Genomic DNA, 19,953 nt, shown 5'->3' with positions numbered 1-19,953 from the left:
TCATCAAGGCACTATCACCTGCGCCAGCCCCTGAGCGATGTCCGCACTGCCGAATTCGCTTCCGGCTCCCAATGGCTCCAAAATCAATTCTGCCAAAGTAGTGCTAGGATGCCGCCCCAACGTGCCGAGGTTGCCGCGATGGGGTTCCTTCAAAGGCAAACACTCCGCTCGACCTCGTGCTTCCCGCTGCGTCACCAAAGTCCGTCACGGCATATTCCGCTAGCAAGCGCAGCCGCGAACGCGGTAGGTGAGCGCGCCATGGATCTCCGATCAGAATGTCGATGCCTCGTTCCAGGCAACGGTCGAGAAAGATCGTTACGCGCTCGGCAAGTACCGCTTCATAGAAGAGATCGCCGACACAGACGATATCCGTGGCGGGTGGCTCGCCGGTCGTCAGATCGGAAAGGACAGGGAGAATCGTCACTCCGTTGAGAGCGGCGTTCAACTCCATGGCAGCGATAGCATAAGGATCGACGTCGGCCGCAATCACCTTGGCTGCCCCTGCCTTTGCGGCGGCGATGCTGACAATGCCGGATCCGGCGCCAAGATCGAGCACGCGGCGGCCGGCAACGATATCAGGTCGGTCGAGAAGATACCGCGCCAGCACCAGCCCTCCACCCCAGTAATGTGCCCAATAGGGTGAGCCGAATGCATCGTCCCGCTCGGCGAGTAACCGTAAGCCGCTTTGAGGTCCGGCCTTGTGCAGGCGGATCTCAGGAATCGATGGAACCGGCAGAACGGGAAGATGGGCGGCAATGAAAGTCCGCGCTGCGTCGATCGTGGCTACGGCTTGCGCCGCTTCCTCCGGTTTGTGACCGCTGTCGATAGGCTCCCCTTTGCGCAACGGTATCGTGCGGATATGGGAGAGATCCTGATCGGGTTGAGGTCCATCCTGTTTCTTGGTCATTCGTTTGTCTGATGCTAACGCCGTTTCAACGGAAAAGGAGAGTATTCTTGCTTTGATCGTCGGACGAGAGAATGCAATATTCCAATGTAATTTCAAATAATTATCTGTCTGTGGATCAAAGACTTCCCAATCCTTGCAGCCGTCTTCTCGATCAAGGGTGTCGCCAACAGCGCCGAATTGGGGTATTGATTTAGGCATGATGAGAACAGTTGCAGCGACGCACTGTTGACCGCAAGCAGATCACTTTCAGCCGCTTGTTCCTTTCAACGTTCCATCGGAAATCATACAGCATGTCTACAGCCGACAGGCCCGTCGCGCCGCGCAAGCCGCGTGCCCGACGACGCAAAACCGTGTCCGCCGGCGATACGCCGCTCGACTATATGCTGAAAGTCATGCGCGACGATGAGGCGGATCAGAAACGACGGGATGAAATGGCGAAGATCGCCGCATCCTATGTTCACCAGAAGCCGAGTGAACGCCCGGGCAATGGAGCCAAAGGCGGACAAAGTTTTACGATCGACTTAACCAACGCCACGGATGAGCAGCTTGCGACACTCGAATCCCTCTTCGGTCCGCTTGCCAGGCCCGGCGGCGATGATGGCGGCGATCCGCGAGGAGAAAGCGAAGCGGAAGGCTGATGCCGAGCGGGTTGAGCTTGCCCGGCAGATTGCAGCGGATGCCGAGAGGATTCGGGAGCGATGTCAGCCGCTTGCCGGTTTCGTCCGCGAGGCCTGGCATGTGGTCGAGCCTTCTGTCGATTATGTTCATGGCTGGCACATCGATGCCATCTGCCGACATCTCGAGGCGGTGACGTCAGGCGAGATCACGCGGCTGCTGATCAATGTGCCGCCGGGAACGATGAAGTCGCTTCTCTGCGGCGTCTTCTGGCCGGCCTGGGAATGGGGTCCAAAGAACAGGCCGGAGCTGCGTTATCTCGGCTCCTCCTATTCGGAGCACTATGCCAAGCGTGACTCCAGGCGCATGCGCGATCTTGTTGCCTCTGAATGGTATCAGACACTCTGGGGTGACCGGGTGAGGCTGACGCGATCGGGCGAAATGGCCTTTGCCAATAAACGCACCGGCTTTCGTCAGGGCGTGCCGTTTTCAAGGCTGACGGGCGGACGCGGCGATCGGGTGATCATCGACGACCCGCATTCGGTCGACGGTGCTGAATCCGAAGCGGAGCGTCTGTCGACCATCCGTACCTTTCGCGAGTCCGTGCCGACGCGGCTGAATGATCCGCAGCGTTCGGCGATCGTCGTCGTCATGCAGCGGCTGCACGAAGCTGATGTTTCCGGCACGATCCTGGCGCTTGGGCTTGGCTATGAGCATCTGATGCTACCGATGGAGTTCGAGCCTGAACGTTGTTGCCGGACATCGATCGGATTTACAGATCCACGAACGGAAGAGGGCGAGTTGCTCTTTCCCGAGCGATTTCCGCGTGCTGTCGTGGAGCGAGACAAGGTGCCGCTCGGCTCCTATGCCGTCGCCGGCCAGTTTCAGCAGCGGCCATCGCCGCGTTCGGGCGGATTGTTCCAGCGTGGTGATTTCGAGATCGTCGATGCTGTGCCAGCGGGAGCGAAATGCTGCCGTGCCTGGGATTTCGCAGCGTCTAAAGCACGTCCGGGCCGTCAGCCGGACTGGACGGTCGGCCTGCGCATGGCTGAAGCCGATGGCATCTTCTATGTCGAAACCATAGCTCGCGGCCGTTGGTCGCCGGCAGAGGTCGAGCGCAATCTGAAGAACATGGCGACGCAGGACGGGCCGACGGTGATGATCCGCATGCCGCAGGATCCGGGTGCTGCCGGTAAGGCCGATGCCGAGACGAAGATCAAGCTGCTTGCCGGCTTTCCCATCAAGGTCTTGTCCATCACCGGTGACAAGGCGACACGCGCCAAGCCGGCGTCTGCACAGGCGGAGGCTGGGAATGTCAAATTGCTGCGCGGCGAGTGGAACGAGGCATTTCTCGATGAGATCTGCGCCTTTCCGAATGCGCAGTTCGACGATCAGGTGGATGCCTTTGCTGACGCGCTGAACGAGTTGGCGCTGGGCTCCTCCTTCAGCTTCAAGAATTTCTAGGCCCGTATCGCAGACCTCTCTTTCACAGACATGCCAAAGGATAATCCATGGGACACGTACTCTCGATGGTTCGCGATGGGCTGGTGAGCCTTGCGTCTCGCATGGGGACGGAGCGCGACAAGGCGGCATCGGTCTTCTATACCCAGCCGCTGCTCACCGATGAGCAGATCATCGCCGCCTATCGTGGGTCTTGGCTGCCTCGGAAGATCGTCGATATCCCGGCGCTGGATAGCTGCCGCAAATGGCGCAACTGGCAGGCCGAGAGCGGCCAGATCGGCTCGATCGAGGCTGAAGAGCGCCGGCTGAATCTCCGCGGCAAGGTGCTGGAGGCATCCAAGAAGGCGCGTCTCTTTGGTGGCGCGGCTTTGTTTATCGGTGTCGGCGATGCCGATCCCTCTCGGCCGCTCGATATCGAACGCGTCGGCAAAGATGGCCTGAAGCATCTGACCGTGTTGACGCGTCGCCAGCTTGCCGCCGGAGAGATCGAACGCGATCCCACTTCGAAATGGTATGGCAAGCCGAAGTTCTACACGCTGACCGGCTCAAGCGGCGCGCAGGTCGCCATCCATCCGTCTCGACTGGTGATCTTCAATGGCGCCATGGCGCCGGACGAGGATTTCGGCGGCGCGCTGGGGCAGGGCAGTCATGGCTGGGGCGAGAGCGTGCTCACGGCCAGCCTGGATGCCATCAAGAATGCCGACAGTACGGCTGCCAATATCGCCAGCCTCGTCTTCGAGGCAAAGATTGACATTATCAAGGTGCCGCAGTTCTCGGCCAATATCGGCAACCAGGCCTATGAGGATGCCGTGCTGCGCCGCTATTCGCTCGCCAACACCATCAAGGGCGTCAACGGTACGCTGATCCTCGATGCCGAGGAGGAATACGACAGCAAGAACGCCCCGCTCTCCGGTCTCACGGATATCCTCATGGCCTTCCTGCAGATCGTCTCCGGTGCCGCCGATATTCCGGTCACGCGTCTGCTCGGCCAATCCCCGGCTGGTCTCAACGCCACTGGCGACGCCGACATGAAGAACTATCACGATCGGATTCAGGCGATCCAGGAGCTCGACTTCACGCCCGCCATGTCGCGCCTTGATGAATGCCTTATCCGCTCCGCCACTGGCGCCCGCGATCCGGATATCTACGCCTCCTGGGCACCGCTGGAGCAGATGAGCGAGAAGGACAAGGCCGAGATATTCAAGACCAAGGCCGATGCGGCACGCGCATTGTTCGGCTCATCCACCGGGCAGGAGATTATTCCGCGCCAGGCGCTGTCCGAGGCGTTGGTGAATACGTTGGTCGAGGACGGATCGCTGCCGGGGCTGGAGGCGGCGATCGCTGCGTTCGGAGGATCAGTTCAAGCCGATCAGCCAGAGCCAGCCTCGGTGGAAACTCTACGAGGGAATGCTGCGTCTGAGGCATCCGCGCCTGATGCAGCCTCTTCATAGGCTGAAGACATATCCATCAACCAAAGTCGGCTCCGACCAAGGAATATTCAATCATGAACTTCACAGACATTGTCACCGTCGCGGGAACGCGACGGACCGGGGACGGCTATCTTGTCGCTGACGCCCGGGTCGCCCGTACGGGTATTCAAAACTATCTTGGCGCGGAGATCGGCTGGCCGGAGATGCGTATCGTGCGCGTCTATCGGCCCGGCACGGAAGTGTTTTCCGAGGACACGCTGAAGAGTGCTGCTCACCGGCCGGTGACAAATGAACACCCGCCGGAAATGGTCACCTCGGAGAACTGGAAGAAGTACTCCGTAGGGCAGACCGGCGATGAGATCGCCGGCGAGGGCATCTTTATTCGCGTGCCGCTGATGGTCAGCGACGAGGCGGCGATCCAGGACATCGAGAGCGGCAAGCAGGAGCTTTCTGCCGGCTATGTCTGCGATCTCGATTTCACCGCGGGCGTGACGTCCGCCGGTGAGGCCTATGACGCCGTCCAGAAGAATATTCGTATCAATCATATCGCCATTGTGCGCCGTGGCCGAGCGGGATCGAAAGTCCGCATCGGCGATGTCGCCGCACCGTGGGGCTGCGCTCCTCTCGCAGCCCCACGCCCCATTTCCGATCAGCACGAAAACAAGGAAGGGATGATGCCCACGGGGACAAATATCGTCGATGGTATTGGGATCGAAATCGGTGATCAGGTCTCGGAGCTTGTCGCGGAACTCCAGCGACAGCTTGCCGATGCCAAGGCCCAGATCACGGCGACCGATGCCGCCTATCAGAAGGCAATTGCTGTCCGTGATGCCGAGCTTGACGCCGTCAAGGCGAGCCTTGTGGGCGATGTCGAGATCGAACGGCGAGCCGAGGCTCGCGCCGATCTCATCGGGCTCGCAAGGGCAATCGTCGGTGATGTTAAGACCACAGGCCTTTCGGATGCGGCGATCCGCAAGGCGGTCGTCGTCGCCAAGATCGGCGAAGGTGCGGTCGAAGGCAGATCTGAGGCCTATATCGATGCGCGCTTCGACATGCTCGCCGACGCGATCCGTGAAACGCCGGATCTCTTCGTTGCCGCGGTCAGGGACGGCATCACGACGCCGCAGACGTCGATGTCCGCGGCCTTTAGCGCCTATGCAGCCATGGTGCGCGACCTGCAGTCCGCGCATCAGCCGGCCAATCCCGTTTAACCAGATCAACGAAAAAGGAGACGCTTCAATGGCGACTTATCAGACCACCTATGGAAACGCTCCTCAGAAGGGCCTGCACGGGCAGATCGCTTCCGAGGAAAAATCCAACAAGATCAGCCGCACGGTGGAAAATGCCGCCGGCATCAAGTTTGGCCAGCCGGTGCAGCGCGGTCTCGCCGATCACGGCGTGGCGCCCTTTGCCGCCGGCGGCAAGTTCCTCGGCATTGCCGTGCTGACGCCAACCGTTTTGCCCGGCGCGACGCAGGTGGACGGCTATGCGCAGTTCGTCACCGGCGCCTTCCTGACATCCGGCCAGATGTATGTGCGGGCGGGCGGTACGGTCGCTGACGGCGATGCCGTCTACTACAGCCCGACCACCAACGCCTACGTCAACGCGGCCGGCACCGGCATCGTCGGCCCCATTCCCGATTGTTTCTTCGACACGAGCGGTGGGAACGGCGACATCGTCGAAATCTCGCTGAAGCACAGGAGCGCCTAATCCATGAACCAGTTCGTTCGACAGCATTTCGCCGACGCGCAGGCGGCCTATTCCTTCGTCATCGCGCAAGGCCGCAACATCGAGACGCGGATCTATCAGCGCCGCTATCCGACCTTTAATTACGGACTTCATGTGCCCGTTGTCACCGAGGGCAATGAATGGGCGGCCGGCACGACGTTCTTTACCGTCGACAGCGCGGGCGAGGCGAAATTCCTTTCCGGCGCCGGCACGGACATGCCCTTCAACCAGTCGACGCGTGACAGCGCCAGCCATGACTTCGCGATGATCGGCTCCGGCTGGGAATGGAACCTGGAGGAGGTCAATCAGGCCGCGCTCTACAATCTCGACCTTAACGCCTCCAACGCGATCTTTGCCGCCGACAAGATCGAACGGCTGCTGAACTCCGTCGCCATGGTCGGTTCGGCGGAAAAGGGTTGGACCGGTTTCGTCAACGATCCGAACGTGTCGCGGGTCGATGTCGCCGCAGATGGCGCGAGTTCCTCGACCTTCTGGTCGGCCAAGACGGCGGATCAGATCCTGCGCGATGTCAACGACCTGATCGGCGGCGTGCGCTTGAGCACCGGCGAAGTGGAGTGGGTGGACAGCTTGCGCCTGCCGCCGGAAGCATTTCGGTTGATCGCCACAAAGCGACTTGCCGATACCGATGGCTACATCAGCGTTCTGGAATTCCTGCGCCGGGGCAACGTCTATACCGCCGAAACTGGCCTGCCGCTGGATATCCAGCCGCTGCGCGAGCTTGCGACCGCGTCGCAGGACGGCGGTGGCCGCATGGTGGTCTATCGCCGCGATCCGGAGGTGCTGCGCTTCCATCTGCCGATGCCGCGTCGCGTGCTGCAGCCGCGCCAGAAGTCGATCATGAGCTTCGAGACCGGCATCATCGCCCGCACTGGCGGCACGGAAGTGCGCCTGCCGGCCGCCATGGCCTATGGCGATGAGATCTCGGCGGCGGCGTGAGCTTAGCGTCCTCCTTCCGTTTCGGCGGAGGGAGGAGCGTCCGCTTTCTTCATTGATAGACTGGAGCTCTCATGCCCGCAGCTTTCTACGGCACGCTCGACGCTGCCGATCTCTATTTTGCCGATCGAGGCAATGTGGCCTGGGCTGCGGCTGGTGAAAACGATCGCATGGCTGCGCTGGTGCGCGGGTCGCAGGTCGTGGATGGCCTCTACGAGCCGCGCTTCCCCGGTCTTCGTACCGGGAGCTATGAACAGCCACTGTCCTGGCCGCGCAGGGCGGCTGTGACGGCAAATGACGAGGCGATCCCCGACGATGCCGTGCCGCTGCCGGTGACCTATGCCGCCTATGAGGTTGCCGTGGTCGAACTCACCGATCCCGGCAGCCTGACCCCCGTTGTCAGGGCGGCACAGACCGTCAAGCGCGAGAAGGTCGGGCCGCTGGAGACGGAGTATGCCGCTGCCGGCTCTCTCGACGACAACATCGCCGCCGCAAGACCGATACTGACCATGCTCGACGGCCTGCTTTATCCCTTCCTGCGTCCGGTTCTGCCGGGCATTCTGGTGGTGTGATGGCTGGTTTTGACTACGAGAAAACCCGCGCGACGGCGGAGAGGCTGATTGCCAGGTTCGGCCAGCAGGGCCAACTCCGGCGCATTGCATCTTCCGGCCCGGACTACGACCCCGTGCAGACGAGCGAGGACTTCGCCTGCATGCTGGTCGATCTCGATTACGCCCAAGCGCATGTCGGTGACACGCTGATCCAGCGCGGCGACCGGATGGTCTATCTCTCGACCGCTGGGCTCTCGATCGTGCCGGTACTTTCCGACAGATTGCTGATCGGTGGTGTCGAGTATGCGATCGTCGATATCCAGCCGTTGGCTCCGGGTGGAACCACGGTACTTTGGCAGCTGCGGGTGAGGCGATGACGGCGCTGGCTCGCTTCAGGGCGGTTCTGACTCTGTGGCTGCTGGTTCGCTCAATCTTCTTGCTCAACTGGCTTTCGCCATCCTCTGAAGTTGCCGAGGATCAGGAGGCTCAAACTGCTGATTTTGTTGAGATTACTACGAGAAGAAAAACTCAGGCTATTGCCATACAGCTCTTAGTGCTTCTGGAATATCTCCGGGAGTTCAAATTGAGGCTTTCGTAAATTCTATTAGCGCCGAAACAAAGTATTAACCTAAAACAACGCGAGGAAACAATGAGCAAATTAAGTCTTTCAGACGTAGTCGCAACTACAATCAACCAGAATAACGGCTTGATTGAGGCGGCATTTGACAATACTATTTCTCGGGATGGGTCTAGCCCAAACCAGATGAACTCAAATATAGATATGAATCATCACGACATCATCAATGTAAGTCATTTGAGTGCGGATGATGTTATCATCAATAGTGAGTCGGTTATCCAGAGAATTGCAGATGAAGCTTCTCTTCGCGCTGCGGCTGATACTGCATTGTCTACACGAATTTCTTCGCTCGAAAACGGCGACCTCGTAGACGTTCACAAAGTCAATCCACTTCAGTTCGGCGCAAAGGGTGATGGTGTACACGATGATACCTATGCCATCCAGCAGATGGTCGACTCAGATTATACTGTTGTCGATTGGCTTGGCGCTGAATACACTTGGTTGATCAACGATACAATTACCGTATCTAAGCCCAACATTACTTGGTACGGTTCGTCTCTTGTCAAGATGGATCGTCACGGCCTCTGGTGTAAGCCTATGGTCATTGTTCTTCCATCTGCTGAAAACTTTTGGACAGCAGATACAATCTCGTGGGATCATGATGCCGAAAATGTTCCGGGATGCTCACGTGTAACTGATCTAGCTCTCGCCATGGGTGTAGCGTTTCTTATCCAATCTAATTTCAGCCATGGTGGTGGTCGATTCTATAATAGCTTCGACGTCGGCCTGGCTTTTGCTTCATTCGATTTCACAGGTGACGGTTCTCCTGAAAAACCCTATGACGTCTTCAATCAGCGTAACGCCTATCCCATTGCTTGTTCCTTTGGCACGGTTTACGGCAAGAACTGCGGCTGTGGTGAACACGTTACTGTCAATGGCACGTTCAAGCAGGGTTCTGCTGTCGATATCTTGACCTCGTCTTGTGTCAATGGTGTAGCTGTCATTGCAGATGAATGCTGGGCTGGTTTCATCTGTGATTTTGCTTCTCAGGCATCTGCCTCAGTAGGCACAATTATTGCGCGCGGTACTAAGCAGGATTCCCGGTTGCCCGGTGGTTCTGGCATGGGTATCTACAACGGCGGTCTCTTGACTGTCGGTGCATATTACGGCTCGAACAATGCCGGTATCGATATCGTCTGTTATAATCAATCTTGGGCACTCACTATGGGGGCAGCCTTTTGCTTTGCATCAGGTCAGCAGGGTGTATTCCTCGGCGGCAGTGGCTGGTGTTCCGGTCGTTTCCACATCGCTGCATCGTCTCTCTTGACTAATGGACTACCTGCTTTCAACGTCGCGGTTGCAAGTAATGCGGAGAATGTCTTTCTCGACGTGAATCTAACGACATGGGGTTCGACTCATGGTCAGGGTTACTATGCAAATAACAACGCATCAGGTACAATTCAGGGTAGAGTCACTCTGATCGATCGCGGTGCGACTGTTGCACCATTCTTCTCGAATGGTAGCGAACACATCGACTATACTGACGACAAAGGTAACGTAACTCATTACTCTAGTACGGGTAGTAAGCATTCTTTCGGAGGTGCTGTTAATACTGCGTCTCGTGCACTTTTACAGGTTCCCGCTGGTGTCGGGGTTGGATTTACATCTAATAATGTTCAAGGTCTCAGTTTCAACTGTTACTATAATGGCGCTAACTGGATTTATGCCAATAACGGATATGCAGCCTTATATCAATTCAACCCTGGCACGGGTCAGCTGCTTGAATACCTTAGTGCGACTGGCACAGCTGGCAGCCCGATTACGTTCCAGCTCTTTAGGACAATGGGTCCAACTGGTGAAATATTAGGTACCCCCTTGGCTATTTCATCTGGCGGCACAGGTGGTACGACTCAGGCAGCTGCTCGGGCTGGCATCGGTGTTACAGCTGTAGGCGCAGCTACTTCCAATATGGCAGGTACGTGGACGCCAACTCTGCAATTCGGTGGCAATACGACGGGTATTACCTATACGTCTAGGACTGGCAAGTTTACGCGCGTTGGCAATGTGGTGTTCTTCTCTGCTCAGTTAACGCTATCGAGCAAAGGTACCACAACTGGTGCCGCCACGATTAGTGGTCTGTCCACTCCAAATGCTACTCAATACGCCGTCGCTGATACGTTCGGAATAACGATGGCAAATTATGTAACAAACCATGCGATCATTGCTCCAGGCACGGCTTTGATAAATCTGTATGCAGTTTCTGCAACGGGTGACCAGCCATTGACGGATACGAGTTTCACAAACACCTCGACGTTTGTCGTTAGTGGCGTCTACGATGTCGGTAGTCTTACCTGATGTTCAAAGTCGATCTAGCTGTTGCGTCTGATTTGCTTAGATCACTTACCTCTTAGCTCAGACTCCAATGGAGCAATCTCTCGCCCTAGCTGGTGTATTCACCTGACTTGAGAAAAACCGTGGTCTGGCGTCAAAGCCGAAAGAGGCAATCCGCGCCCGCTACGGCGAGCAGACCCTTCTGAATTTCGAGCAGCGTATTTGCGTGGTGGACGAAGATCGTCCGTAACGCTGCGCTGCATAGGGGTATCCGACATGGCCTCTTCCGATTTCTCCGCCTCTATCGCTGCCTGGGCCGAAAAGACCAAGCGGCGAATGGAGGATGTGGTCCAGACGTCTACCCGGCTGCTGGCCGAAACTGTCATCGAACGAACCCCGGATGCCAGCGGCGCGCTGGTGAATTCGTTTCAGGTTTCCGGTTCTGCAATGCCGGTTGTCAACGCCGGAGCATCCTCCGGCGATGCATCGGGTGATTCCGATGCCGAGGCGGTCAATCCGGCGAGCCTTAGCGTGCCGCTCGGCGGCATGATCTATATGGGCTTTACCGCGCCCTATGCAGCCGAGGTCGAATATGGCCGCGATGGCGAGGCGGGGCACGGCATGGTGCGCCGCGCCGCGCAGGAATGGCGCGACATCGTCGGGCAGGCCGTCCGCGAGACGACCTGATAACCTTGGACTTTCAACATCATAGATATGGGTGACGCATGGCGACGGCGACGGACGCAATTATTCTGGCGGCGCTGCTGGACCATCTGGCGGCGCTGAGCTTTACCCCGCCGCTGCCGGTGGCGCAGCCCGGCATTGCCTTTCCGCCCGCAGGGCAAAGTAAGCCGGATAACTATCTGGCTGTCAACTTCATCCCCAGCCAGCCGCGGCAGGTGACGCTGGGTGACGATCCGCAGCAGAAGCGCGGGCTTTTGCAGGTTTCTGTCTATTGGAAGGCCGGCGGCGGGCTGATCAAGCCACTCGATGCCGCCGGCCTGGTGATCGACCATTTCAACAACAAGACGCTGTTTGCCTCTGGCGTGAAGATCACGATCAGCGGCGAGCCGTGGGCCGCAGGCCCGATCCAAGAGGATGACCGGGTGCAAATACCGGTCACCGTTCCCTACACCGCCTTTGAACCGGAGAGATGATCCATGGCGAATAAAAGCACGAAGAAGGGCTCCAAGGTCTACGTATGCGAGACCGCCCAGAATACCGACCTGACGGCCACCGCCTATGCCGCGCTGACCTGGGTGCAGGTCGGCAAGGTCGGCAAGGTCGGCGATTTCGGCTCGGACTCCACCATCAACAATTACAATACGCTGGATGAGCCGGTGCAGCAGAAGCAGAAGGGCGTCTCCAACGCCGGCGATCCGGAACTCGAAGTCGCCTCCATCGCCGACGATCCCGGCCAGGATATCCTGCGCACCTTCGGTGATCCCCTTAACGTCAACAACATGGCGATCAAGGTCGAGCGCAACGACGCGCCGCAGGGCAAGACCAACACGGTGTTCTATTCGCGCGGCGTCGTTTCCGGCCCGCTCTATCCCGGCGGCGGCTCCGACGATTTCGATCTGGAAAAGTTCAAGATCGGCCTCAACCAACTGCCGATCCGCGTCGATCCCGTCACCACGCCGTAAGCGCCATCTTACGGAATCTTGCGCGCGTCGCTCTCCTGCGGCGCGCGGCTACTCCCGTATGTCCCAACCGATAAGGTGTTTCCTTGGATATCTCCAATCTCGTCAATTCCGAAGATCTCTTCGAGCTGCAGCTCCTGCATCCGGCCACCGAGGAGCCGCTCGGCATCTCCTTCATGATCCGCTCGGCCGAGAGCAACGAGGTGAAGAAGATCGTTCGCCAGCATAGCGACCGCTTCCTCGCCAGCCGCAAGAAGAAGCTGACCACCAGCAAGGTCGAGGCCGAATATCTCGACAAGGCCGCCGCCGCCATCGCCTCCTGGAGCTGGGGCGAGCAGCAGTGGAAGGGCGAGCAGCCGGTGCTCTCCTTCGAGAAGGCCCGCGAAGTCGTCGAGGAAGCCGGCTGGATCTACGATCAGGTGGCCGGCGCCTCGGAGGACCGCGCAAATTTTATGAAGAGCTTGCCGAAGGGCTTTCAGAAGCCGTAAGGGTCGTTGCGCGCTATGATTGCGTGCGCGACGCCAACGGCGAGACCCGGCGCGAACGCAACGAGGCCTTCGAGCTTTTAAGCCCGGAGGCCGAGGTGCCGGAGGCCGGCCATGCGCTCTGGGACTGGTTCTGGGATCTGCGCTCGGCGCAGGCCCCCGGCCTTTCCGGCCCGGCGCCGCTCTCTCACCAGGAAATGCTGGCCTGGCTGCAACTGACCGGCAACCTCCTGCGCCGCGAGGACATCGCCGTGCTGAAGGCGATGGACGGGCGCTATTGCCAGGCGGTGGAGGAGGAGACTGAGGCGATCAGGGCGCGGGAGGCGGGGTAGTACGAGTTCTGACGATGAAAGCGAAACAACGAGCGTTGTTACTGCAGAAAGGAATCTAAAGCTGCTTTGAGTTTCTCAAGTCGTCCCTTTAGCAAAACCTTACATTCATCAACTGAAATGTTAGGGTTTCGATAACCTGCGTTCTTTTGGAATTCGCCTTCCCATTTTGCCAGAGCTTTTTGAGTGAGGTCTGCGTTCTTTGAAAATTTCAGCATCGTAGCTTCGACTGTGCTACGCGCTTTCAAGTATATGTCTACGCCCGCAACGTTTCGGCATAGATAGGTGGCGCTTAAATTGTCATGGAGGGCTTTGATCAGCACGTCCGCGCTAGCATCGCTAGTTTTGGTGCTGCCGGCAAAAGCGCTGCCGCCTAGAAGGCATAGGCATATAATTGCAACAATTCCGCGCATTGTCCACCACAATTTCAACCTAAATCGATGCTAACGGGATGTGGGAAGAAATACAAGTACTGCGCGAATTTGAATTACAGTGACGTGCGCTATTTCTCAGTGATGGCCTTGGTTTGGTCAGGCAGCAGATCTAATATGACTTCTAATTGCTGAAGCGCCACTCTATGCCGGTCAGCCCATCCAGGGTGGTGTCAACTTCCCACTTGAGAGACGAGTCGCTTTTGTTGCCGACATATACACACTTCGCAAGGTGCCTCACCGGCTCTTGAAGATCATTGAGCGTCTCATAAACTATCGATGCACTGAAAAAAGAAGGTCTTGAGATGCCATTATCAAACGCCTTCAGTTCGGTTTGAATCCACGCATCGTCTATGGCTAGCCCGACGCTTTGGATCGCTGTTGTCTCGTGACGAGATAGCTTTCGAGCAATTTTCTATCCAGCTGTAATTCGTCGAGTTCGGAAACTTTGATGCGTTTATATTCCGCCGACGAGAGCAGGCGCTGTTTGAGAACTGTCTCGCAGGCCGTGACAAGTTTCGAATGAAACAAGTCGCAGCTGTTTAAGAGCAATGCGCTAGCCACTAGGCACATGATGCTCGCTATAGGCTTCGTTCGGTGAAGGTGCATTATAGTTCCGCTAGGTAGTATTTTTAACAATTGCAACTTCGGTGAACGTTGCATCCTATATCATGCATGTCAATAAGATTGTTCTCTAAATGTTCTTGGCGATAAAATGGCAAGCGTATCGGTGGGCCAGATAGGACATGCGTTCTTATTTGAGTGTAGTGTCACCGTAATTCCGCGAGGACATCATCGTACTGAAAGGCGATGGATGGGCGCTGTTGCCGGGCGGTGGAGGAGCCCGCGGCGATCAGGGCGTGCGGGAGGCGGGGTAGGTGTTAAAGTTCTTCCGGAGACACTTCAATTAACGAGCCGCCTCCATATGTCGTGGAGCCAACCTCGATATGGGGCTATTGGTTCGGCATATCTTTGCTGCTCTTCAGTTGATAGTTCAGTCCGATCTTGAATCACCTGAAGCAGGTTCGAATTGCCGACATCCATTGGATGTACGTCGTATATTCTCATTCCGGAGATACTTCCGTCGTCTGAGTAGTATTTACAATCAGTAAGCACATTTACAAACTCATTGTCTTTATTCTTTATTCTGAACTCTATTATACCTGAGTGAACTGTAGGATTCAGGCCACCTTCTTTAAAAAAGCCTAGACCCTCTGTTCGTATCAAATTCTGGTAAACCTTCATTCGGGCAGCCGCTTCGGCGCCTAAGGTTTCCAATGTTGCGTCATCCATCAAATATCTCTTCTCGATTTCAGACTTCGAAAATGGCCTTTCCGACAAGATGTATCCGAGACGCTTGTAGCTCGATGGCGCAATGAAGTAGCCCATCATGCGTTCCTCGCAAGCTTTTACGATCGGCGGATCGAAGAAGCCATAATTATTCAGTAGCAGCACTGCGACAAGCGCTGTGATCAGACCAGAAATCAGCTTCATCAAAACTCCTGCAGCTAGTCTTGCAGTATTCTCTCGCATGAAATCAAAAGGTGGTCCAGTGACAGATATTGCAACTCTAGGGATTAAGGTTGATAGCGGCGACATCAAAACGGCAAGTAACGATGTAAGGGATTTTGTTGTTATGGTGGGCCAGGCAGAAAAAGTATCCGGCGTGACTGGTCGCGCACTAAAAACGATGAGCAATGAAGAATTACGGTGACAGTGCACTAATTCCAACGACGACCTTGGCTTTGCGGCCGCGAGGAGCCGGCTTGAGGGTGGCGTCGGTGAGGTCTTCGAGCCGGTCTAAAAAGTCGGTGTTGCCGATGGGGCGGCCGATGCTTTCTGCTCGGCGAAGCGCAGCAAACGCCATCTCTTCTTCTCCGGCAGTGAGGAGGGCGGCGAAATCGGGAAAGCGAGTGCGAACCTGTGTTGTGGTCGTGACGCCGTCATCCTCAATTAGTCCAAGTTGGGCCGCGACACTCGACCATCGCCAATCGGCAGCCCGTTCGACAAGGCGAGCGCGCACCGGATTAAGAGCGACCTAGCGGAGCGCTGCCGCCAGATGCTCTTCATCCATGGCGACACAACCGAAACGGCCCTGCCAGAAATGGCCGGTCCGGCGCAGCCTTGCATGGATATGGCCGGTATAGGTGCGATGAACGCGAGATAGCGCGCGGCGAATACCATCGGCATCCGCCGGAACGAGGATGAGGTGAACATGGTTGGGCATCAACACCCAGCCCGAGACCTCTACGCCGGCGGTGCGACAATGATGAGCCAGGAGATCGCGATAGAGCGCATAGTCATCATCGCAAAAGAAGGTTTGTGCCCGCCCGTTGCCGCGTTGGGTGACGTGATTGGGGTATCAGGAACGACGATACGAGCGAGACGGGCCATTGGGTGCCTTAGTCAGATCTAATCTTATAGAGTGTACTGTCACCGTAATTGCATGTTAATGCTGCTTTTTCCGCCATTCCATGTCGGTGTCGCCATCGATGCGGACGGTGAACTCACTAGCCGTCGAATCGCCCCCAAATGCGCTTGCGTATTCGCATCTGGAGACGCCACGAATTGGTGTACCGTAGGCGTTTGGCGCGTCGTAACTTATCCGAAGAGTATAACGCACCGGCTTTACCGCGCCGCTGTCAAAATCGGCCATCGTTACCGCCTGAAGCGTAGGAGAACCTGTGCTGCCGAAGAGGTCTTTGTATTCTGCGCGGCCAATGGCTTCCTCCGACCGCGTGATTTCGATCCGCTTGTATTCGGACGGTGACCGAAGCCTATCCTTGAGGGCGCTTTCGCACACTGTGACGATTTTGGCGTCGAAAAGATCACAGCTACTCAACAACGATATCAAAAAAGCCGCGCCGGCCAATCTCCACAATCTTTCCACGAAATCCCCCATTCAAAGCGCAGGGTTGTATTTCGCATGGTTTTGAAAGGGATACCAGTGGCAGATGTTGCGATATTGATTACCGAACCGGTCGCAAACTGTCACTTAACGACGAGCGGCTATTCGGAATTTTGATATTGACAGATCTAACTGTCTTTGGGCCGCTTGCAACTCTTGGAGGCAACGCTCTGCCGCTCTTGCGGGAAGCTTCTTCTGCTCACGACGAAAAGTCTTCATTTGTTCGTCGACAATATTCGCCGCTCTATCTCGTGAATTGCGAATAGCTTGAGGACTATCCATCGGGCCTAGAGAGGAAAATGCTTGTACTGTTCTTTCCCGCGCAAGATCATAAAAAGAGGCGCCGATGGCGTCTTGGCAAATATACGCAACACCCAAGTAAATTATGCCCTGCGTACCAACCTCCTCAGCTGCTTTGCTTGCTGCTGTTCGGTCAGCGTCCTCCGCATAGACACTACTCGCGACCATGAATGCCGCTATAAATAAAAACACGCGCATAAAATACCCCCGGTTGAATCAACCATAAGACGATAGCGTACAATTCAAACAAAAGGAAAGCCTATGACGGACGTTGCTACGTTAAGTCTTGTGGTTGCTATTTCTAGCGTTTCCCAAGCGATTGTCGAAGTTGACAATCTGTCCGGAGCCTCGAAACGAGCGCAGGGAACCGTGGCGGGACTAGAGGGCGCATCGCGACGCGCGGCTGGTGCTGCTTCTGCCGCAGCCGCGGCCTACGAAAAACAAGGAAAGGCGGCCCTCAAAGCCTCTACGCAAGTTCAAGTTTATCTAAGCGCCATAAGCCAAAATGCGAACGGTTCACCAGCTTCCAAACAAGTTGAGAACTACGCCGATAGCTTGGAAAAAAGTAAGAAAAGCGCTTCAGATGCATCCAAAGAAGCTACCGAACTCGCCTCGAGCCTTATAGACGTTGCAAAGGCAGCCGGGAATGGCGATAGCGTTTTGAAAATTTTAGCTGACAAAGGGCCAGGGATTGCAAAATCTCTGGGATCTGAAGGGGCTGCCGGTGGGCTGAAGAAGCTTGGGGCGGCCTTTTTGTCAGTCATTTCCCCAACCAGCCTATTGGCGGCAGCTGTGACCGGGTTAATCGCCATAGGCGTTCAAATGGTCGATTGGCCTAAACTCGCAGAAACAGCCCTCAAGGGACTTGCCCGCATTTTGCAGGCGATTGCTCCCTACGCCTTGCTTGCCGCGGCTGGACTAGCCCTGGTCTACGCACCAGCAATTCTTGCTGGCTTGGCGGCCGTTCCGAGTGCGATTCTAACGATAACTTCAGCACTCTGGAGCCTAGCAATGGCAATCTATGCAACAGTTGGCTTGCCGGTGCTTCTGGTCGCCGGATTTGTCGCAATTGTTGCGGCGGCGGTTATCTTCAGAGATGAGCTTACGAAATATCTCGGTGTCGATATTGTCGGAGCAGCCAAGACTGGTGTGAACTTTATCATAGGCAGCTTTGTTGCCGCCTATCATGACATCGAAATCCTCTGGAGCAATTTCCCGGACATTATTGTTGCTGCGGCTACAGGTGCCGCAAATGCGGCAATTGGGGCGACGAACAGTATCATTCAATCGGGTATTGACGGCATAAATGCGCTTATTAGAGGCTTACAGCAGATTATGAGTTTCGTTGGTGCAGACAAAGCAGCCCAATACTTTGGCTTTAGTGGCACACTGAAGGAACTCGATCCATTCAAAGGAATGGGGCCGATAAGCGACGGTGGTGCAGCAGATCGTCTACGCAAAGTGCTTGATGATCGTAATGAGCAGATCCAAAAGGATCTCAACGCTGACCATATAGGAAATATCGTGACAAACATTGGTCAAGCTACCTCGACTGTGGGCAACAAGTTCAAGGAGATCGCTGATGGCTTCACAAAATCAGACAGGAAGGCGATGGGAGCAGTAAGCGGTGCAGGGCAAGTCGTCTCCAGGCCGGTAACTAGCGCTCCTACTTCAGATTCGTATGGTAGTATTGTAGCCGACGCTAACAAGCGCATTGCCTCGCTCCAAGAGGAGCAAGCAGCGCTTGGCATGACGGAACAGGCCGCAGCAAAAATGCGCTATGAAACCGAGTTGTTGAACAAGGCTCAGGAGAAAAACATCGCGCTCACACCTGAGCAGAAGACGGAACTCGGTGGTCTGGCGGCAGAGATGGCTTCCGTCGAGGCGGCAACAAAGAGCGCGCGAGAGGCGATGGATTTTGCCAAGGATCTCACGAAGGGCTTCATCTCGGATCTCAAAAGCGGCTTGAAGAATGGCGAATCCTTCTGGAAGTCTTTCAGCACGGCTGCTGTGAACGCGCTGAACAAGATTGCAGATAAGCTTCTCAATGATGTTCTGGACAGCCTGTTCAAGGTCAACAGTGCGGCTAGCGGCGGTGGAGGGGGAGGTTTCCTTAGTGGCCTTCTTGGTATCCTCGGCTTTGGGGGTGGCAGCGGTGGCAAGTTTGATCTGGCGACGGGTGCGAATGCCCCGATCCCGATCCCACGTCCCACATTTGCAAACGGCGGCTATACCGGTCCCGGCGGCAAGAATGAGCCGGCCGGCATCGTTCATGCCGGCGAGGTCGTCTGGAGCCAGAAGGATATTGCCCGGGCGGGCGGCGTCGGCATCGTCGAGGCGATGCGGCTTGGCCGGCGTGGCTATGCCGATGGCGGTGTGGTCGGCGAGGGCGGGCCGCAATTGGTGCGGGCGCAGCCGGATGCCCCCGTTCCCGTCCGTCGCCTCCGAGCCGATAACCAGAACGATGCCTCCGGTTCCGCTTCCGGCGTACATGTCACCGTCGGCGTTTCCGTCGATGAGGATGGCAATCTGAAGGCCTATGTGAAGAATGTCGCGCAATCTGAAGCGCAGAGTTCGACGCGGCAGGGGCTGAGTGATTTCAATCAGCAGCTTCCCGATCGCGTCGCGCAGATCAACCGCAATCCCCGGAGGCGCTGATGGCCGTTTCCTATCCCTACAGCTTGCCGGCCTTTGCCGATCTTCTGAAGATCTCCAGCATCGTTTGGGACATTCAGCGCAATGACGAGCTTTCCGGCTCCGGCGATGGCCGGGTCTGGCAGGCGGAGCTGGCGCCGCCGCTCTGGACTGGCACGGTGACGCTCTCCGACATGTACAATGCGGAGGCGAAACAGATCGCCGCCCGCATCCGCAAACTACACGGCGCCCAGGAGGCGCTTTTTCTTTATGATCCGCTGTCAAAATATCCGCAGACCGATCCTGACGGGACGAAGCTCGGGGCCGCGAGCGTCAGCATCGCGGCGCTGGGTGACGATAATGCCTCGCTCAGCCTCAAGGGCTTGCCGGCGGGCTATCGGCTGACCGTTGGTGACAAGATGCAGGTCGGCTATGGCGGCCGCTACGCCTTTCTCGAAATCTCGGAAACGGTTGGCGCCGACGGGCAGGGGATCACGCCCGTCTTCGGCGTCTTCCCGCATCTGCCGGCCGGCTTTGCCGCCGGTCTCGGCGCGACCCTTTTGCTGCCGGCCTGCAAATGCCTGATCATGCCGGGCAGCCACAATCCCGGCACCGCGAGCGGCCCGATCACCTCGGGCGCCACCTTCAAGATCGTTCAGAAGAAATAGC

The 19,953-nt window shown here is 56.8% G+C and carries 23 protein-coding genes and 1 pseudogene; 18 read left to right on the top strand and 6 right to left on the bottom strand.

Translation table 11 applies throughout. From position 1 onward, the window contains the following. Window positions 1–103 precede the first annotated feature (103 nt). The gene (locus tag AB6803_RS31735; protein ID WP_371112581.1) at window positions 104–907 is read right to left on the bottom strand and encodes a methyltransferase; all 804 of its coding nucleotides are present in this window, start codon (window positions 905–907) and stop codon (window positions 104–106) included. Between the two features lie 290 nt (window positions 908–1,197). Between AB6803_RS31735 and AB6803_RS31730 the strand changes: the two genes are divergently transcribed. From AB6803_RS31730 to AB6803_RS31660, 15 genes are all read left to right on the top strand, one after another. Beyond that, the gene (locus AB6803_RS31730; protein ID WP_371112580.1) at window positions 1,198–1,545 is read left to right on the top strand and encodes a hypothetical protein; all 348 of its coding nucleotides are present in this window, start codon (window positions 1,198–1,200) and stop codon (window positions 1,543–1,545) included. Further along, the gene (gene terL / locus AB6803_RS31725; RefSeq protein ID WP_371112579.1) at window positions 1,502–2,986 is read left to right on the top strand and encodes a phage terminase large subunit; all 1,485 of its coding nucleotides are present in this window, start codon (window positions 1,502–1,504) and stop codon (window positions 2,984–2,986) included. Before AB6803_RS31730 ends, terL begins: the two co-directional genes overlap by 44 nt. 47 nt (window positions 2,987–3,033) lie before the next feature. Beyond that, entirely contained in the window at window positions 3,034–4,434 is a 1,401-nt protein-coding gene (locus AB6803_RS31720) for a DUF1073 domain-containing protein (protein WP_371112578.1), read from the top strand. Window positions 4,435–4,487: 53 nt separating this feature from the next. Next, window positions 4,488–5,624: a DUF2213 domain-containing protein gene (locus tag AB6803_RS31715; protein ID WP_371112577.1), complete on the top strand. Its 1,137-nt coding sequence runs from the start codon at window positions 4,488–4,490 to the stop codon at window positions 5,622–5,624. A 28-nt stretch (window positions 5,625–5,652) separates the two neighbouring features. Then, window positions 5,653–6,123: a hypothetical protein gene (locus AB6803_RS31710; protein ID WP_371112576.1), complete on the top strand. Its 471-nt coding sequence runs from the start codon at window positions 5,653–5,655 to the stop codon at window positions 6,121–6,123. Window positions 6,124–6,126: 3 nt separating this feature from the next. Beyond that, on the top strand, window positions 6,127–7,098 hold the full coding sequence (locus AB6803_RS31705) for a DUF2184 domain-containing protein (protein ID WP_371112575.1): 972 nt from the start codon (window positions 6,127–6,129) through the stop codon (window positions 7,096–7,098). Window positions 7,099–7,169: 71 nt separating this feature from the next. Then, entirely contained in the window at window positions 7,170–7,667 is a 498-nt protein-coding gene (locus AB6803_RS31700; RefSeq protein ID WP_371112574.1) for a DnaT-like ssDNA-binding protein, read from the top strand. Then, a complete protein-coding gene (locus AB6803_RS31695; protein WP_371112573.1) occupies window positions 7,667–8,023 on the top strand; it encodes a hypothetical protein in 357 nt (118 codons plus the stop codon). Before AB6803_RS31700 ends, AB6803_RS31695 begins: the two co-directional genes overlap by 1 nt. Further along, window positions 8,020–8,244: a hypothetical protein gene (locus AB6803_RS31690; RefSeq protein WP_371112572.1), complete on the top strand. Its 225-nt coding sequence runs from the start codon at window positions 8,020–8,022 to the stop codon at window positions 8,242–8,244. The genes AB6803_RS31695 and AB6803_RS31690 overlap by 4 nt, the downstream gene beginning before the upstream one ends. A gap of 51 nt (window positions 8,245–8,295) precedes the next feature. Beyond that, window positions 8,296–10,578, top strand: a complete 2,283-nt coding sequence (locus AB6803_RS31685) for a hypothetical protein (protein ID WP_371112571.1) — start codon at window positions 8,296–8,298, stop codon at window positions 10,576–10,578. A gap of 252 nt (window positions 10,579–10,830) precedes the next feature. Further along, a complete protein-coding gene (locus tag AB6803_RS31680; RefSeq protein WP_371112570.1) occupies window positions 10,831–11,241 on the top strand; it encodes an HK97 gp10 family phage protein in 411 nt (136 codons plus the stop codon). A gap of 38 nt (window positions 11,242–11,279) precedes the next feature. Beyond that, window positions 11,280–11,711, top strand: coding sequence for a phage tail terminator-like protein (locus AB6803_RS31675; protein WP_007701720.1), 432 nt, complete (start codon window positions 11,280–11,282; stop codon window positions 11,709–11,711). Between the two features lie 3 nt (window positions 11,712–11,714). Continuing rightward, window positions 11,715–12,200, top strand: a complete 486-nt coding sequence (locus AB6803_RS31670; protein WP_371112569.1) for a hypothetical protein — start codon at window positions 11,715–11,717, stop codon at window positions 12,198–12,200. Window positions 12,201–12,283: 83 nt separating this feature from the next. Next, on the top strand, window positions 12,284–12,685 hold the full coding sequence (locus tag AB6803_RS31665) for a hypothetical protein (protein WP_371112568.1): 402 nt from the start codon (window positions 12,284–12,286) through the stop codon (window positions 12,683–12,685). A 23-nt stretch (window positions 12,686–12,708) separates the two neighbouring features. Continuing rightward, a complete protein-coding gene (locus AB6803_RS31660) occupies window positions 12,709–13,014 on the top strand; it encodes a hypothetical protein (protein ID WP_371112567.1) in 306 nt (101 codons plus the stop codon). Between the two features lie 1,331 nt (window positions 13,015–14,345). Here AB6803_RS31660 and AB6803_RS31655 read toward each other — a convergent pair. Next, window positions 14,346–14,936: a hypothetical protein gene (locus AB6803_RS31655; protein WP_371112566.1), complete on the bottom strand. Its 591-nt coding sequence runs from the start codon at window positions 14,934–14,936 to the stop codon at window positions 14,346–14,348. Between the two features lie 37 nt (window positions 14,937–14,973). On the opposite strand from AB6803_RS31655, the gene AB6803_RS31650 reads away from it, so the two are divergent. Then, complete coding sequence (locus AB6803_RS31650) at window positions 14,974–15,156, top strand: hypothetical protein (protein ID WP_371112565.1); 183 nt, start codon at window positions 14,974–14,976, stop codon at window positions 15,154–15,156. Here the strand turns inward: AB6803_RS31650 and AB6803_RS31645 are convergent. The 4 genes and pseudogenes from AB6803_RS31645 to AB6803_RS31630 form a co-directional block, all read right to left on the bottom strand. Further along, window positions 15,148–15,309, bottom strand: a complete 162-nt coding sequence (locus AB6803_RS31645; RefSeq protein WP_371112564.1) for a hypothetical protein — start codon at window positions 15,307–15,309, stop codon at window positions 15,148–15,150. The two genes, AB6803_RS31650 and AB6803_RS31645, sit on opposite strands and share 9 nt — an antisense overlap. 171 nt (window positions 15,310–15,480) lie before the next feature. Further along, a pseudogene (locus AB6803_RS31640) lies at window positions 15,481–15,729 on the bottom strand (transposase); the annotation flags it as partial. Window positions 15,730–15,891: 162 nt separating this feature from the next. Further along, entirely contained in the window at window positions 15,892–16,332 is a 441-nt protein-coding gene (locus AB6803_RS31635; RefSeq protein WP_371112563.1) for a hypothetical protein, read from the bottom strand. A gap of 105 nt (window positions 16,333–16,437) precedes the next feature. Further along, window positions 16,438–16,848: a hypothetical protein gene (locus AB6803_RS31630; protein WP_183870743.1), complete on the bottom strand. Its 411-nt coding sequence runs from the start codon at window positions 16,846–16,848 to the stop codon at window positions 16,438–16,440. Between the two features lie 63 nt (window positions 16,849–16,911). Between AB6803_RS31630 and AB6803_RS31625 the strand changes: the two genes are divergently transcribed. Both AB6803_RS31625 and AB6803_RS31620 read left to right on the top strand, forming a co-directional pair. After that, window positions 16,912–19,308, top strand: a complete 2,397-nt coding sequence (locus tag AB6803_RS31625; RefSeq protein ID WP_371112562.1) for a phage tail tape-measure protein — start codon at window positions 16,912–16,914, stop codon at window positions 19,306–19,308. Further along, window positions 19,308–19,952, top strand: coding sequence for a hypothetical protein (locus tag AB6803_RS31620; protein ID WP_371112561.1), 645 nt, complete (start codon window positions 19,308–19,310; stop codon window positions 19,950–19,952). The genes AB6803_RS31625 and AB6803_RS31620 overlap by 1 nt, the downstream gene beginning before the upstream one ends. The last annotated feature ends 1 nt before the right edge of the window (window position 19,953 follow it).

This window comes from Rhizobium sp. RCC_161_2 (assembly GCF_041355235.1).
GTDB lineage: Bacteria > Pseudomonadota > Alphaproteobacteria > Rhizobiales > Rhizobiaceae > Rhizobium.
This window is presented reverse-complemented; position numbering and strand designations above follow the sequence as displayed.

Excerpts from the sequence above, each read along its gene's own strand:
- AB6803_RS31735 (WP_371112581.1), bottom strand. The coding sequence starts at position 907 with ATGACCAAGAAACAGGATGGACCTCAACCCGATCAGGATCTCTCCCAT.
- AB6803_RS31730 (WP_371112580.1), top strand. The coding sequence starts at position 1,198 with ATGTCTACAGCCGACAGGCCCGTCGCGCCGCGCAAGCCGCGTGCCCGA.
- terL (WP_371112579.1), top strand. The coding sequence starts at position 1,502 with ATGATGGCGGCGATCCGCGAGGAGAAAGCGAAGCGGAAGGCTGATGCC.
- AB6803_RS31720 (WP_371112578.1), top strand. The coding sequence starts at position 3,034 with ATGGGACACGTACTCTCGATGGTTCGCGATGGGCTGGTGAGCCTTGCG.
- AB6803_RS31715 (WP_371112577.1), top strand. The coding sequence starts at position 4,488 with ATGAACTTCACAGACATTGTCACCGTCGCGGGAACGCGACGGACCGGG.
- AB6803_RS31710 (WP_371112576.1), top strand. The coding sequence starts at position 5,653 with ATGGCGACTTATCAGACCACCTATGGAAACGCTCCTCAGAAGGGCCTG.
- AB6803_RS31705 (WP_371112575.1), top strand. The coding sequence starts at position 6,127 with ATGAACCAGTTCGTTCGACAGCATTTCGCCGACGCGCAGGCGGCCTAT.
- AB6803_RS31700 (WP_371112574.1), top strand. The coding sequence starts at position 7,170 with ATGCCCGCAGCTTTCTACGGCACGCTCGACGCTGCCGATCTCTATTTT.
- AB6803_RS31695 (WP_371112573.1), top strand. The coding sequence starts at position 7,667 with ATGGCTGGTTTTGACTACGAGAAAACCCGCGCGACGGCGGAGAGGCTG.
- AB6803_RS31690 (WP_371112572.1), top strand. The coding sequence starts at position 8,020 with ATGACGGCGCTGGCTCGCTTCAGGGCGGTTCTGACTCTGTGGCTGCTG.
- AB6803_RS31685 (WP_371112571.1), top strand. The coding sequence starts at position 8,296 with ATGAGCAAATTAAGTCTTTCAGACGTAGTCGCAACTACAATCAACCAG.
- AB6803_RS31680 (WP_371112570.1), top strand. The coding sequence starts at position 10,831 with ATGGCCTCTTCCGATTTCTCCGCCTCTATCGCTGCCTGGGCCGAAAAG.
- AB6803_RS31675 (WP_007701720.1), top strand. The coding sequence starts at position 11,280 with ATGGCGACGGCGACGGACGCAATTATTCTGGCGGCGCTGCTGGACCAT.
- AB6803_RS31670 (WP_371112569.1), top strand. The coding sequence starts at position 11,715 with ATGGCGAATAAAAGCACGAAGAAGGGCTCCAAGGTCTACGTATGCGAG.
- AB6803_RS31655 (WP_371112566.1), bottom strand. The coding sequence starts at position 14,936 with ATGAAGCTGATTTCTGGTCTGATCACAGCGCTTGTCGCAGTGCTGCTA.
- AB6803_RS31650 (WP_371112565.1), top strand. The coding sequence starts at position 14,974 with ATGAAATCAAAAGGTGGTCCAGTGACAGATATTGCAACTCTAGGGATT.
- AB6803_RS31645 (WP_371112564.1), bottom strand. The coding sequence starts at position 15,309 with ATGGCGTTTGCTGCGCTTCGCCGAGCAGAAAGCATCGGCCGCCCCATC.
- AB6803_RS31630 (WP_183870743.1), bottom strand. The coding sequence starts at position 16,848 with ATGCGCGTGTTTTTATTTATAGCGGCATTCATGGTCGCGAGTAGTGTC.
- AB6803_RS31625 (WP_371112562.1), top strand. The coding sequence starts at position 16,912 with ATGACGGACGTTGCTACGTTAAGTCTTGTGGTTGCTATTTCTAGCGTT.
- AB6803_RS31620 (WP_371112561.1), top strand. The coding sequence starts at position 19,308 with ATGGCCGTTTCCTATCCCTACAGCTTGCCGGCCTTTGCCGATCTTCTG.